The organism is Hydrogenophaga sp. OTU3427 (assembly GCF_038440225.1).
Lineage (GTDB): Bacteria > Pseudomonadota > Gammaproteobacteria > Burkholderiales > Burkholderiaceae_C > Hydrogenophaga.
In genome coordinates, this window is record NZ_JASATI010000072.1 from 1 (window position 1) to 13,433 (window position 13,433).

Sequence of the window (13,433 nt, forward strand, 5' to 3'; positions counted from 1 at the left end):
CTAGGTCTTTCTAAGACTCGCTGTGGTCTGCACTGCGCTGAGCGATCTCTAGCTGTTCCTTGACCGTGGGCGCCTTGCGCGCCGCCGCCGTGTCGGCGGCCGGGTCGCCGCCCCGGCGTACCAGTGCCAGCCATTCCTGGGCAAGCGAGCGGGCCTGCTCGACGGTCAGCTCCCCGTATAGGCCAAGGGCGGGCTTGCGCCGCTCGCCGGCGTTCGTGCGGTACTGGAGCATGAACACCTTGCGGCCCGCTGGTGTAACCTTGCACAGGAAGTCGGGCACCAGCGTGTCCCGGAGTTCGACGGCTTGCGCCTGGGGTTGTGCAGTATGGACACCCGGAGTGACCCGCCAGGGTGGTTCCAAAGTTTGATCGGAAAGCATCAATGCCCACCATACCCATCGACGAGTTTGTCAAGACCCACCGCTGCGATGCGGATTGGATCAAAGCTGTCAAGGCCAACGGAGGAAAGGTCATCGCCTTGGTCAAGGGCCAGGAAGGGACTACATCTGGCGTCCCGGCGACGGTTCAAAGTCATTACTGCAACGGTATGTACGAGGTTCGCGTTTCTGGTGGCCTGAAGTGCATTAGCGCCACCGATTTCGTTCCTAACTGACCCAGGAAAACTTCGTGATGAAACGATTGATCCTCGCTGCTCTCGCGCTCACCTCGCTTTCCTGCTTTGCGTTCAACATTGGCGGCTACCGGCTTGGAATGCCTCACGTTGAAGCGGCCCAAAAGCAAGGACTGACTCGCTGCACGGTCGGCAAAAACACGGCAATTTGTACCCCCATGGGGCTGCAGAAAGTGGGTTCCTCACAAGCGACTTCATTGGTTCACTTCGAGGACAAACGCATCACGGAAATTAGTACGTTTTTCCAGCTCGAACGGAGTCAGAAATCCGGCTACTGGCAGGGTGACTTCTCGGAGTACCAGAAGATGCTTGGCATTGAAGATTGCGCAACCATCGGGCGGGTGAGGCATTACGGTCCTGAACGTCGTATTCCTGATCGACATTGGATCAAAAAGTGTGCAAAAGGCGCTGACCTCTACAGGGAGATCGAGCTTGTGGCTGAAAAATCCGGGGGTGGCTCGTTGAATATTACTGTCAAAAAGGACCGGCATGCCGTGCGTCGATTGAAGGAGGAAATCGCTGATGAAAAGGCAAGGCACAAGCGAAATGAGGATGCGATGAAGTTCCAGCGTGGCGGCTGAGGAATGAATGTAGCCATGCCTGCGAATATCCCAGGAGGCGTATCGCCGCACACAGCAAACGCTGCGTGCGTATTTCGGTCGCTGCAGGGCACTCATTTCGGTTTCTCTTGGACAGCAGGAACGGCGGGAGCTGGACACCTGGTTCGGCACTATTGGACATGCACAATATGCTGCCAGTAGGCATCGACGCTGCGGTGCCCAGATGCCATGTTGGTTAGCCGGGCTGGTGCGCGGCCGGCTACACTTCCCCAATCGGCCAAGAGCAGCCGGTGGAAACTGGAGAAAGCGGACACTTAACGTTTGAGCTCAGGCGACTGGAGCGGAATGGTGCTTGAGCGGCATGGCCGATGACAGGCACTAGGGGGTCGCGGCCCAAGCGCCAAGCCGTGGAGGGTCGCCTCGGGCGAAGAGTTTGGCATCGCGTGGGACAACGCGGACTGCTAAGTCTCCTTGTCATTCCTCTACGGGTTGGTCTTTCTTACGAGGGCCATTGCGCTGGATCTCGGGTATCTCTTCCGGCGAGACTGGATCGCTGATGGAGTACTTCTTGAGAAGGTTAGCCAACGGAGCGGACTGTGAAGCTTCTCTGATTCTTGCCGATCTCTTAGGTCCAAATGCTAGTTTGCGTGCTTGAGTCGGATCTCCGACTAGCACTCCCCAAAGGCTCTGATAAAGGAACTGGTGAAGCTTGAAGTTGTAAGGAGCAGAGTCGCGCGAGAACAGGCCAGACCTGAGTAACAGCTTACGCAGTTCTTCCTCTTTCTCGTATACCAGTACGACTGCAAACAAGTACTGGATCTCAATGTGAGTAATCTGTGAAGAGACGAGTGAGCGATAGGCCTCGATATCGGTGTGCTCGGGGCACCGATACTCTAGGTGCTGGAGGAGCGCCCGAAGTGTCGAGATGAGCCGCCTCTGATACGTTACCGTGTACTGGATGATGCGGCAGTTCTCGACTGTGAAGTACTCAAGCAACAGCTTCTGTGCCTCTGTTGCTTTACCTGATCGGATTGGCTCCAATTCACGTGGCGGGATAAAGTGAAGGCGTCTCTTACGCAGTTCGAGTTGCATGCGCTGGATTCCAATGGACAGGGCATCGATACCTTGTGTTTGAACCCCTTTTCGTACGACGACGACTGACTTCACGCTGTCTTTGTAGAACTCCAACAGTCGAAACAGCAGTTGCTCGTATTGGGCTCGCTCATCTCGAGCGCGGCTTTCGTGATCACGTACTGCCTGCCGCTTCAATTCCTTTGACTGCTCGGCGAGCTGTAACTGCTGCAGCGCCAATGTGACTAGAACGCCCAAAAAACCTAGAGCCGAAACTGTTGCGCTAAAGATGGCGAAGCTGTCTCCAAACTGTCCACGATGTTCAACAGTAGTAACGTCGGATGGATAGGGCCAATCTCCGTTCCATGTCCTCACGAACGCCACCAGGACGCCTAGCGCCAGCAAGGAACCAACGATGACCCATGACTTCTTATTCATTTTTTTCCGCTGTTTGATCGTCTGAGATCGGTCACTTTACAGATGCCCTACGCAACATTCATTTCGCCAGCGTTGGAGCGGCGCCTGTTCCTCATGCTATGCCTAACGTAATGTGAGTATCAACAACTCGCAGGCCATATCTGGCGCTTACGATCAAAATTGGCGTGGTAAAAGTGCTGCAAGTGGCTTGCCGCATAGTTCTGCCGCCCATTGGTTTTATTTAATTACAGTACTAAATTCAGCCATAAAACCGCTATCCCTCCAGTGCTGCGCGCCGCACTGTTGCTGGATCAATGCCGCGGTTGCATTTGTTTCTAACACTATAACGTGCGCATGGAGTTGGGTCATGCCAAGGCCCGTACTTCATTGGATGACGGCTCAGGGCCCACTGCTGACGACCACGGTGTCAACGGTGCCGAACTTGATGTCCAAGAAGCCCGAAATACGCACTGCGCATCTGCTGGCCATCGTGGAAGAGGACAAGTCCGAGCGGGTGCAGTGTCAGGAACCGGGTTGTGGGCACAGCGTCTACCAAGCCATCCACGTGGTCAGGGACGGGGGTGTCAGCGACCGGCGTAATCAGGCCATTTCAGAGTCGGCGTAATCCGGCCACCTGAGGCCGGGCGAAGGCGTGCTGGAAGTCGGCATTTACCGGCCAGCGCAGAGTCGGCATATACCGGCCACTGCGGAGTCGGCGTAATCCGGCCACCCACACGCTGAAGGCGTCTCGAAGCTTCGTTCATCCACGCGGTACCTTCCGGGCTTTTTGCTCAGGAGGTGGCCGTTGTGGGTCGCAGGAGAATCGAGATGTTCCAGTTCCGACAAGTGCTCGTGCGGCTGCGCGCGGGCGATTCCGTGCGCGAGATCGCGCGCTCTGGCCTCATGGGGCGCGACAAGCTTGGCGAGCTGCGTGCCGTGGCTCAGCAGCAAGGCTGGCTCGACGTCGGGGTCGAGGTGCCGGGCGACGAGGCCATCGCCACGGCGCTCGGTCAAGGCCGGCAGGTGGCCAGCTCCACCATCTCCAGCGTTGAGCCACACCGTGATGTGGTCAAGCGCTGGCATGAGGCCGGCGTGCAGGGCCGTGCCATCCACGCTGCACTCAAGCGAGAGCACGCCTACGGCGGCAGCTACTCGGCCGTCGTACGCATGCTGCGCCAGCTGCGCGGCGAGCAGCCCCCGGAGGTGACGGTTCGGCTGAGCTTCGCTCCCGGCGAAGCCGCCCAAGTCGACTTTGGTGCGGGCCCCGTGCTTCCCCACCCGGATGGCAAGCCGCGGCGCACCTGGGCCTTCGTCATGACGTTGTGCTTCAGTCGCCACCAATACGTCGAATTCGTCTGGGACCAGAGCTCGGCCACCTGGCTGGGTTGCCACCGTCGCGCCTTCGAGTGGTTCGACGGAATTCCCGAGCGCGTGACCATCGACAACGCCAAGTGCGCCATCGTCAAGGCTTGCAGCCACGACCCATTGGTACAACGCGCCTATGCCGAATGCGCCGAGGGCTACAGCTTCAAAATCGACGCCTGCCCTCCACGGGATCCGCAAAAAAAAGGCGTCGTCGAAGCGGGGGTCAAGTACATCAAGGGCAACTTCCTGCCCACGCGGACCTTCCGCGATCTGGGCGACCTGAACGCACAAGCACGGCAGTGGGTCATGCAAGAAGCCGGCACCCGCATGCACGGCACCACGTGCGAGCAGCCGCTGTCGCTGTATGCGCTGGAGCGGCCCCTGCTGCGCAGGCTCCCTGGCGTCACGCCGGATCTTGGCACCTGGCACCGCGTGGTGCTGCATCGCGACTGTCACGTTCAGCACGATCGCGCCTTCTACTCGGCGCCCTTCACCCTGGTGGGCAAGACGCTGTGGCTTCGTGCCACCGACTCCGTGGTGGCGCTGTACCAAGATTACCGGCACCTGGCAACCCATGCGCGCGCGCAGCGGCCGGGCCAGCGCGTGACCGTGTCCGATCACCTGCCGCCCGAGGCGCGCCACTTCTTCGAGCGGGACCGTCGCTGGTGCGAGGCGCAAGCGCAGGCGGTCGGGCCGCGCTGCGCTGAACTGGTGGACAGGTTGCTGGGTGATCGCATTGCCGAGCGGTTGCGCACCGCACAAGGAGTTCTCTCCATGGGCAAGCGCTATGGAGCGGCCCGACTGGAGGCCGCGTGCGACAGGGCGCTGGCGCACAACAGCCCGCACTACCGCACCGTCAAGACGATTCTGTCGACCGGCGCCGACCAGCAGCCGCTGATCGATGCGCAGACCCCCGCGGCCTACGCCAGTGCGCGCTTCACGCGCAGCGCGGCCGACCTGTTCGGCGCCGAGCCGACCACGCTTCATTGACCCAGCCAGGAGGAGACCACCACCCAACGACGACCACCCCTGAACACCGTCCCCCGATCCACCCTCACGAGAAACGCAATACCTTGAACACCAACCCCATCAACCCCAGTCCCGAACTGGCCCCGCAATTGAAGCTCCTGCGGCTCTCGGGCTTCCTGGATTCGCTCGAATCGCGCAACCGTCAGGCCATCCAGGGTAAGCTGGCCTACACCGAGTTCCTGGCCATGCTCGTGGGCGACGAGGTCGCCCGGCGCGAGGGCAAGAAGTTCTCCATGCGCCTGCGCCGCGCTCAGTTCCGTGCCACCAAAACGCTCGATCAGTTCGACTTCGAGCGGCTGCCCAAGCTCAACCGCGCGCTGATCCACGATCTGGCCACCGGGCGCTACCTGCAGGAGAAGGCGCCGGTCTTGATCGTCGGGCCCAGCGGCATCGGCAAAAGCCATTTAGCCCAGGCGCTCGGGCATTGCGCGGTACGCCAGGGCGTGGACGTGGTCTTCACCACTTGCTCGAACTTGACACAAAGCCTGAACGCCGCGCGCGCCACCGGCGTCTACGACCGCAAGCTGGCCACGCTGGCTCGCGTGAGCCTCCTGGTCATTGACGACTTTGGCCTGAAGCCCATGCGCGCGCCAGCCGATGAAGATCTGCACGACCTGATCGCCGAGCGTTACGAGCGCTGCGCCACGATCGTCACCAGCAACCTTGACTTCGACGAGTGGGATCAGGCGTTTGCGACCAATCAGTTGCTGGCCTCGGCCACGCTGGATCGGTTGCGCCACAACGCCTATTGCCTTGAACTCGATGGGCCCTCGTATCGCGATCCAAAGGTCGCTCCGGCATCCAGAAAGACACCCCCGAAGGGCTCCGAAAACACGTCAAAATAGCACCGTCAAATGGGCGCTTCGAGATGCCCTTCGGCGCCACGCCAAGTGGCCGGTATATGCCGACTCCGGGTGGCCGGATTACGCCGACTCGCGACAGGGGGCAAGCTGCATTGAGAAGCGCTACGGCGGTTTGTCGCCCTTGGGGCGGCTCGGTATGGGGACGGCGTGGGCAGGCGTCTGACCGCAGCGGAAAGGGCCATGCTCGCGGGCAACACCGAGGCCCTGCTGGCGCGCTTTGAGCAGGAACAAGAGAGGCGGAACCAGGAGCTGGCCTTGAAGCTGCTGCGCCTGCGCGAGGCCCAGGCGCAGCGCACAGCCCCCGCAAGAGCCCCAGCGGCGCCTGCAGCCACCGCAGCCCCCGCCTTTGGGGCGCGGCACCTGCCCACACGCGCGCGCTTTCCCTGGCCCTGGATGCTGCCCGTGTCCTCTGTCTTAGCCGTGAAGCTGCGCGACGGCACCGGCTGGGTTCGACTGCAGCACAAGGACAAACGCCATGTCATCGTGCCGTGGCCCAGTTTTGAGGGCTGGGATGAGGCTCTGCCCCCTGTGGTGGGGCGCCCTGACTCTGAGTTGGGCGGGTATGAGGTGATGGGCGAGATCGCCCACACGGTGGACGTACCTTGAAGCCTAGGGCATTGCGCGCCGATGAAATCCACTGAGGTCGTACCTGCGCAGGCAGATCGAGAGCGCTGGCACGCGCGTACTGGGCGCGGGCATCGTGTCGGGGCGCAGCCTCGATTTCGCCGACCACGAGTGGGTCTACAGCCGCCAGCGTGGCTACCCGATGCAGTTGCTTCTGAGCCCCACCAAGGACGCCCCCAGCCTTCATGGTGTCGGGGGTATTGCCCTGAAGGTCTGTCTCAGCCACCAGACCCGGAGTACCGTGGAATCCGTCTTTTGGTTCCGCCTGGATGACGATCGCCAGGCCTTGTGCTGGCGAACGTTGCCCACCCTCATTGAGGCGATGGATGTGGTGGTTTCAGGAGAAGCGGTCGAGATCGGGGTCGGGTGAGGCGCCTGCCTGCCTACAGCCAGGTGCCAGATGCGGGCTTGGGCAAGTGCCTGCCTTCATGACTCGTCATCCATGTCGTCGTGTGATGGGTATGAGCCGAACTGTCCGTGGTCTCGGAATGTGTGTCCCCAGTATTTTTTGGCATCGAGATTCGGTTCAGGGTTCGCACTGTCTGGGACATGCTTGAGCGGCGCGGCATGGACGTTTCCATGGCTTTGCTGGGATGGCATCCGGCCTTGGGCTTTCATCAAGTTCAACGTTTTGAGCCCATGTGACCCCACAACATGAGATGTCAGTTGAGTTGCATTGGGAAATTCCGCACGACACTTGGGGCATATGAATTTCGTGATGCGGCCCGAGGGCGAATGACCTGTTCGATTGAAATGTCTGGTCAGCTTTTTGAACGAGACGCGGCACACAGGACAAACATGCAATCCCGGCTCAGCATTCACCTGTGTCCGGGGTACCTTCTTCGCGAACCTCTGCCTTGGGGTATCAAGATAAATCGTGTAGCTGTTTGTGGGATTGCCAGAGGGAGATTCAACCCTCATTTTTGGTGGTTTCAGTCCGTGTTTTGGTGGTTTGGGTCCGTGGGCGAATTGCATGTGTGCCGTCAAGCCCAAAACGTTTGCACCACATTCTTCACATTGACTCAGCCCACGCAACGCAGGCTTCACGCGAGAGCCCAGGTAAGCCCCATCCGGGGGCTGCGGGGATGACGTGTCCGCGTACATGCCAGTTCCCCAGCATCTGAAGCAATTGGGGTTCTCACCGTTACAAGGGCAGGGCAACGATCCAAGTGTCATGGTTACTGCTCATCCTCTTCATCGTCTTCAGGACGGGGGCTGAAAGGGGCGGCGCTACGGTAACAAGGTCGCGGCTTGCACGCCAGCTCCGAGCATACAGTTCTGAGGCGATGAATGAGGCGCCCAGGCGAGCATTACGAACGGTTCTGGTGTTGCACAAACACCATCGGTGAGCGGATGGCCAGCGCGGGGCTCAGTGTATCTGGCCAATGGGCATGGCGCCGGGGGAGTCTGGCATGTTGGACTCGCCTCAAGGCTGGCCATCGCTGTGGATGCGGCATCGTTTGACCAAGACCACAGTGCTGTGGAGCGATGCGCGCGCCGTCTTTGTGGACGGGCGTTTGGCTCCCCGAGGCTGATCGCGCGCGCGTGCGCTTAACTGGCGGAGGCGGGTCAGAACTTAAAAAGGCGTAATGCATGCGGCTTGCATGATTGCAACTGTGACACTGGCCCCATTTGTCAATTTGGCAGACTGAGTTTTTTGCTGAGTTGCAACCCCAGCAACTTTTGCTCCAATTCTGATTTGATCACCTTTGAAAATGCGCGTGCTGTCATTCAACACAACGTATGAGTTACTCGGTAGTTCGTTGCGCGCCCTGCCGTCAAGTTCGCCGCGCAAGTAAAGTGAGCGTCCTTCGATATTCGCAACGGTGCCAAGAAACAAGCCGTAGCCCTTCGGAGGTTCCAGTGCGGGGAACATCACATTGCGCGAAGAGAATTGCTCAAACTCAGAGTTTGAAATGCCCTTCGAAATCATGTGCTCCCGACATGTGTCTGGTGTCTTGCGCCCACTGCGAAGGTCTGCAAGCCGTTGGTTTTCCTCAAGAATGCGAGCATCTTCTTTCTCTTTGGCTTCGCGCGCTTCCTCGGCCTGTTTTGCTTGATTCCGTTCGCGCACTAAATTAGCCAAGTACGCCTTGTGTTTGGAGACGTAGGTCTCCATAAATATATTTGTGCGATCAACGCAGAGCTGGGACAGTGTGTACGAATTCGGCAAAATGTCTAATGTGCGTTCTCTACTCATTCGGAACGAATCCAGTTCGGGCCATCTCTCCTCAATTGCTTTTGTGGTGCATTGAAGTGGTATGTGCCACGCCCCTGCACTTGCGCGGCCGGTGAACCGTTCTACATTCGGTCCTGGCTCAACATCATAGTATTCTCGGGCAGTAGCAACCAGTTGATCCAAATATCGCTCGGTATTTTCTGAGAGAATTTGAGCCTCGGTCTTTCCGCTGGGAGGCTTGTTCGGCCGGGGCGACGTGTTTTGTGCCATCGCCCCACCGTTTGATGGGCCGCATGGGTTTAATCCTTGTCCAAATAGGGCGCCCAGTAGATTTCCGACGAGCTTGCATCCGTCGTCCTTTTCGTTCTGAGCAAATGCGGGATTGGCTGCAATTATCGCCGCCGAAAGAAGAAATTTGAGGGCTTTCATATTTTGTAGTGCTCTTCTTGGGCTATGGAGCCTGGATTTTCATTGAGTTCCCAGGCCCTTGGGATTTATTGGCCTCGCTTAACTGCAGTTGTTCCAGGTTTTGCTGCTGCTTTATGGCATTGCGCTTGGACGCGCCCAGGAAAACGTAGAGGCCCAACACGAGCAAGGGAGCCCAGAACCAGGGTGTGACCAGGGGCACGGCCAGCGTTTTCAAGCCAATGCCGCCGACAAGCGATCCCGTGAGCCCCAAGCCCCCGCCAATGAGGGCCATGTACCCAGCCCCAACAGCGAAGCCTGCACCGCCTGTCACAACGCCCACGGTGCCGATCGCGAGGGCGGTCAACAGACCTACGCCTGCTCCAGCGGCAGCGCCCCCGCCAAGAGCCCCCAGGCCTGGAATGACCAGCTTCGTTACCGTTCCCGTCAAGGTGGCCAGGTACAAGCCGTAGAGGATGATTGCGCCGCCGATGATGCGTTGGTGCATGGTGCGAAGCGCCGAGCTTTCGGGGGCTTTGCGTGAGCGGCGGCGCAGGTAGATCCAGACGCCAGCGATGGCAAGGGCAAAGAGGACTGCAGGGATGAAGGCTCTCATGGCCCGGATTGTGCCCTCAGGTCAATGCATCTGGCGAACTGTCTTAGCGCCGGGTGAACCAGGCATCGCGGTGAACTTGCCCCACGTGGGCGGGCCACCGGATTTCGTGGAGATGTTCAAGACCGCCCTGGAGCATTCAGGAGCGCCACCCGACAAGCTCAAGCTGGAGTTGACCGAGAGCATCCTGGTCAGGGACATTGAGGGTCTCATCGCCAAGATGGAAGCTCTGGCCCATGTGGGCGTGGGCTTCTCGCTCGATGACTTCGGGACCGGCTACTCATCCCTAAAGTCTGGTGGCGAGCTGAATGGGGGTTTTATGGGGCTCATTCCGATCAGCCCGCGGGCGATCAGCATTTCATTCTGAGCAAGTTGCTCCCAAGCTGCACTTGCTCTGAGAAGACCGTGCGGGCCTAGGTCATGATTGCCAGCAATGAAATCAACCTTGCAGGTGCTACCGCGTTCCTCACATTGGGGACTCGTGACACCTTCAGAAAAAGCATTCGAATGATCGTCCACACGACAAATGGCACCCCCATTGCCGTGCACCAAGCAACGTTCACCGTTGTGGCTGTGCCGCGTGACCCTGACCAGGATGCGCATGCGCCGGACTTGCGAGTGCATGCCATCAAACGGGCGGCAACCACGAGCAGCGCCAGCGCGCCAAGGCCGACAAGCGCCGCGCCGACCGCCGGCCCCGGGCCACTCAGCCGGTTACCGGACGTTGGCGCCAGCGCCTCGGGAACGCCTGCGCGGGAAGAGACTGAACCCCTCGCGCCAAGCGCCATCTCCACGACTCCACACACCAACAAGGACGCAGACACTGGCGCGGGCTGGATATTGCGTGATGACAAGGGCCAGTTCTGCGAGTTGGCTATGGTGACCAGCTGGGTCGCCGTGAGTCCTGGCGACAGGCTCGTCCTCTTTTTCGCGAAGGTGTGGCACCAGGACGGACCCCCGGTACCGATGAATGAGGCCCTGCGAGAGATCATGGCCGCACATCTGCCACAGCCGGACGCCGCCACCATCGACGCGCAGACCTACGGCGAGCTGGTCGCGGTCTACAACCTGACCCAGGGCACCAATGCAGTCCTGCGCCGTGGCGTGGCCGAGACCGTCGCCGGCGCCAATCTCGGCATGTCCGGTCTTGGGTTCGGACTGCTCGTGGCTGGGTGCGCTGGCATGGCCAGTGCAGTGCCCTCCCTGGGTGTCTCCGTCTCATGGGACTTGGTCATGATGGCTCCAGTCGTCGCAGGGGCCATCGGATTTGCCCTGCGCACCCGATTCCCGGTCGACAAGGAACGCCTCCTGGAGCAAGCCATCGCGGATGAAGCCCGCTCTATCGCGCAGACCTACATCCAGGCTCGTCAGCTACTGATGGGCCGCGCGCAGCGTTCAAGGAAAAAGGCCCACAAACACCATTGGTACTTGGAGCAAGAAGAGCAGGCGCCCAGCACGCGGTCAAGTGCGCGTGTCCCGGCTGACTTCAGCATCAGCACGCTCTGAACGTGACGGCATAAAGGGCAAAGCCGGGTGTTGCGGCCGTGGGCGAATTCTCGGCAGTCTTCTCAAAGCAAGTGTGCCCAGTCGAGCACTCACTATGAGCGAGCGCGCGTTTCTCGATATTGACATCCTTTTCGGACACTGCTTATATTCGCTAGAAATGCGAGTGTCTGCATGAGACCCGCACGACACCTGTTTCGACCAACAAAAAGTGCGCCCGTGCCATAGATGGGAGATGATCGATGTCGGTTTGCTCCGTAATGCTTGTGCGGCCTGTCCGCCTGTCCCTCGCGCTTGCAGCTCTCGTGCTTGCGGGCTGTGCAACCCCAATAGATACCAGGCCCAAGCTCGATCTCAACAATGAAGATCCGGCAGAGATTGAGGCCCTTTTCAAACCTGAGCGGAGTCACCTGAAGGAGAGACCTAAGATCGGACTTGCCCTTGCTGGTGGGGGGACGAAAGCAGCTGTGTTTGCGCACGGCGTCCTGCATGGTCTCAACGACGCAAAGGTGCTGCAGCACGTCGACGTCATCTCCAGTGTCTCGGGGGGCAGCTACGCCGCCATGTGGTACTTCACCAAACACCTGGAGGCCCAACGGCACGGATTTCCTGTCCAACAGATTTTTGAGGATTGCTGGGCTGCTTGGCGGTTGAACCCGGCTACGGACAGCAAGAAGGATGACTGGGTCGAGTACAGCCGGATTTTCGCAAGCGCCAGCAAGCAGGAGAAACAACCCTGCAAGGGAGTCACACACTATGAGCCGGGTGACCCATACCGCTTCCAGTCACACCTGATCCGTTACCCAGACCTCTTTCGCACGGAATACACCACCATCACCGGGGATAGCCAGGATGCGCCCGTTGGGGAGTCGTTGGGCCTTCTGGGGCGCGTGCTGGCTGAATTCCTTGTTGGATGGACTGGCTTTCGCACTGGACTTATCGACGCGTATCAGGCCGGCATCGAGCGTACCTGGGGGCTCAACCCTGTCCCGCGCAACGCCGCGGCCGGCAACACCGAGTCCAAGGACTCATGGAAGTACACGAACGACAACAAGACCGCCACGGCGGAGTTTCAGCCCAGGATGGACGCTACCAGTGCGACGTTTGCTGATATGCGGGCGCTCTACAAAGGCAGCAATCCACCCCCTATGTGGGTTCTCCAATCAACGATCGGGGACAAGGCCGCATTGCCCAACATGGACACTGTGTTCGAGATCTCCCCATTCATCCAAGGCTCCAGTCTTGCGGCAGCGAAACGCACCAGCAATCCTGAAGAGTTCCATCCGGAAATCCAACAGCTGCCTTCCGCTGTGCGCGCATCGGCTGCGTTCGCGGACTCACAGGGCGTGCAGCCTGGACTGCTGAAATCGCTGATGGTGGGCATCTCCAACAACCTATTGCCGTCTTCCCGTTGGGGAGTCGACATCACGCTGAAGGATGGAAAAACAGCGCGTCTGAGTGACGGCGGTGGCTCTGACAACCTCGGTCTGATGAGCCTCGTTCGCCGGCGCCTGGATGACATCATCATCGCTGACAGTGCCCAAGACAAGCGAGGCACGATGCAGGATCTCTGCTGGGCCCAGAAGGCCTTGAAGCAAGAAGAACTGATCATGACGTTCGATGATCTCGAGAACTTCGACCAGCTGTGCCAGTACCACTTCGACCGTTCGAATCCGGAAATGAACTGGGCCTACAACGTGTCCATGTGGCTCAACCCGGTTGTCCGAGGCAAGATCACTTCCGAGAAAACCAAGAAGGTCACACGCCTGTGGCTCATCAAGCCCGGTTGGAACCAGCAGGATGTCCGTAAGGCTTACAACGATCCCGATGTCCAATGTGGCCCGATGCGGCCCGCAGACGATCCGCAGCGGCCGGAAGTGTGGTCCATGCCTCCCAAAATCAATTGCGGCATGGTGCTCTACTACGCCAACAACGCCGAGTACAAGACGCCGCATGGTGACTACATGACCTTCCCCCAGGATGGGACGGTCAGCGCGGTACTCAACTTCAGTTCCTGGAAGATCCACGCCTACCGGGAGTTGGGCCGCTTCAATGCGGGGCATCTGCGCTTCAATGCGGGAGCCTTGGAGATGCTCAACACGCCACGGCTGCAGAAGGCGCACCGCAACGACAAGGAACGGCCGGGACCGGGCCTGCCTGCACATTGGAGGGAC

At 59.6% G+C, this 13,433-nt stretch carries 11 protein-coding genes and 2 pseudogenes; 9 read left to right on the forward strand and 4 right to left on the reverse strand.

From position 1 onward, the window contains the following. Nucleotides 1–55: 55 nt before the first annotated feature. A pseudogene (locus AAHB17_RS23475) lies at nt 56–379 on the reverse strand (Arm DNA-binding domain-containing protein); the annotation flags it as partial. 2 nt (nt 380–381) lie between these two features. On the opposite strand from AAHB17_RS23475, the gene AAHB17_RS23480 reads away from it, so the two are divergent. Both AAHB17_RS23480 and AAHB17_RS23485 read left to right on the forward strand, forming a co-directional pair. Next, the gene (locus AAHB17_RS23480; protein ID WP_342133489.1) at nt 382–612 is read left to right on the forward strand and encodes a hypothetical protein; all 231 of its coding nucleotides are present in this window, start codon (nt 382–384) and stop codon (nt 610–612) included. Nucleotides 613–629: 17 nt separating this feature from the next. After that, a complete protein-coding gene (locus AAHB17_RS23485; RefSeq protein WP_342133490.1) occupies nt 630–1,211 on the forward strand; it encodes a hypothetical protein in 582 nt (193 codons plus the stop codon). A gap of 453 nt (nt 1,212–1,664) precedes the next feature. Here the strand turns inward: AAHB17_RS23485 and AAHB17_RS23490 are convergent, their stop codons facing one another. Then, nucleotides 1,665–2,699, reverse strand: a complete 1,035-nt coding sequence (locus AAHB17_RS23490) for a hypothetical protein (RefSeq protein WP_342133491.1) — start codon at nt 2,697–2,699, stop codon at nt 1,665–1,667. 807 nt (nt 2,700–3,506) lie between these two features. On the opposite strand from AAHB17_RS23490, the gene istA reads away from it, so the two are divergent. The 4 genes from istA to AAHB17_RS23510 all read left to right on the forward strand — a co-directional run bounded on the left by istA (nt 3,507) and on the right by AAHB17_RS23510 (nt 6,929). Next, on the forward strand, nt 3,507–5,033 hold the full coding sequence (istA, locus tag AAHB17_RS23495; protein WP_342133492.1) for an IS21 family transposase: 1,527 nt from the start codon (nt 3,507–3,509) through the stop codon (nt 5,031–5,033). A 98-nt stretch (nt 5,034–5,131) separates the two neighbouring features. Beyond that, entirely contained in the window at nt 5,132–5,917 is a 786-nt protein-coding gene (gene istB, locus AAHB17_RS23500; RefSeq protein ID WP_342133499.1) for an IS21-like element helper ATPase IstB, read from the forward strand. Between the two features lie 198 nt (nt 5,918–6,115). Then, on the forward strand, nt 6,116–6,541 hold the full coding sequence (locus AAHB17_RS23505; protein WP_342133493.1) for a hypothetical protein: 426 nt from the start codon (nt 6,116–6,118) through the stop codon (nt 6,539–6,541). Between the two features lie 94 nt (nt 6,542–6,635). Further along, nucleotides 6,636–6,929 carry a hypothetical protein gene (locus tag AAHB17_RS23510; RefSeq protein ID WP_342133494.1) on the forward strand — a complete coding sequence of 98 codons (294 nt, stop codon included), beginning with the start codon at nt 6,636–6,638 and terminating at the stop codon, nt 6,927–6,929. 1,206 nt (nt 6,930–8,135) lie between these two features. Here AAHB17_RS23510 and AAHB17_RS23515 read toward each other — a convergent pair. Continuing rightward, nucleotides 8,136–9,167: a hypothetical protein gene (locus AAHB17_RS23515; RefSeq protein WP_342133495.1), complete on the reverse strand. Its 1,032-nt coding sequence runs from the start codon at nt 9,165–9,167 to the stop codon at nt 8,136–8,138. Between the two features lie 22 nt (nt 9,168–9,189). Further along, the gene (locus AAHB17_RS23520) at nt 9,190–9,759 is read right to left on the reverse strand and encodes a hypothetical protein (protein ID WP_342133496.1); all 570 of its coding nucleotides are present in this window, start codon (nt 9,757–9,759) and stop codon (nt 9,190–9,192) included. A gap of 97 nt (nt 9,760–9,856) precedes the next feature. Between AAHB17_RS23520 and AAHB17_RS23525 the strand changes: the two are divergent. From AAHB17_RS23525 to AAHB17_RS23535, 3 genes and pseudogenes are all read left to right on the forward strand, one after another. Then, nucleotides 9,857–10,045 (forward strand): annotated as a pseudogene (locus tag AAHB17_RS23525) (EAL domain-containing protein); the annotation flags it as partial. 131 nt (nt 10,046–10,176) lie between these two features. Beyond that, nucleotides 10,177–11,262: a hypothetical protein gene (locus tag AAHB17_RS23530; protein WP_342133497.1), complete on the forward strand. Its 1,086-nt coding sequence runs from the start codon at nt 10,177–10,179 to the stop codon at nt 11,260–11,262. A 239-nt stretch (nt 11,263–11,501) separates the two neighbouring features. Then, nucleotides 11,502–13,433 (forward strand): patatin-like phospholipase family protein (locus tag AAHB17_RS23535; protein ID WP_342133498.1); only part of this gene is annotated, 1,932 nt, incomplete at its 3' end.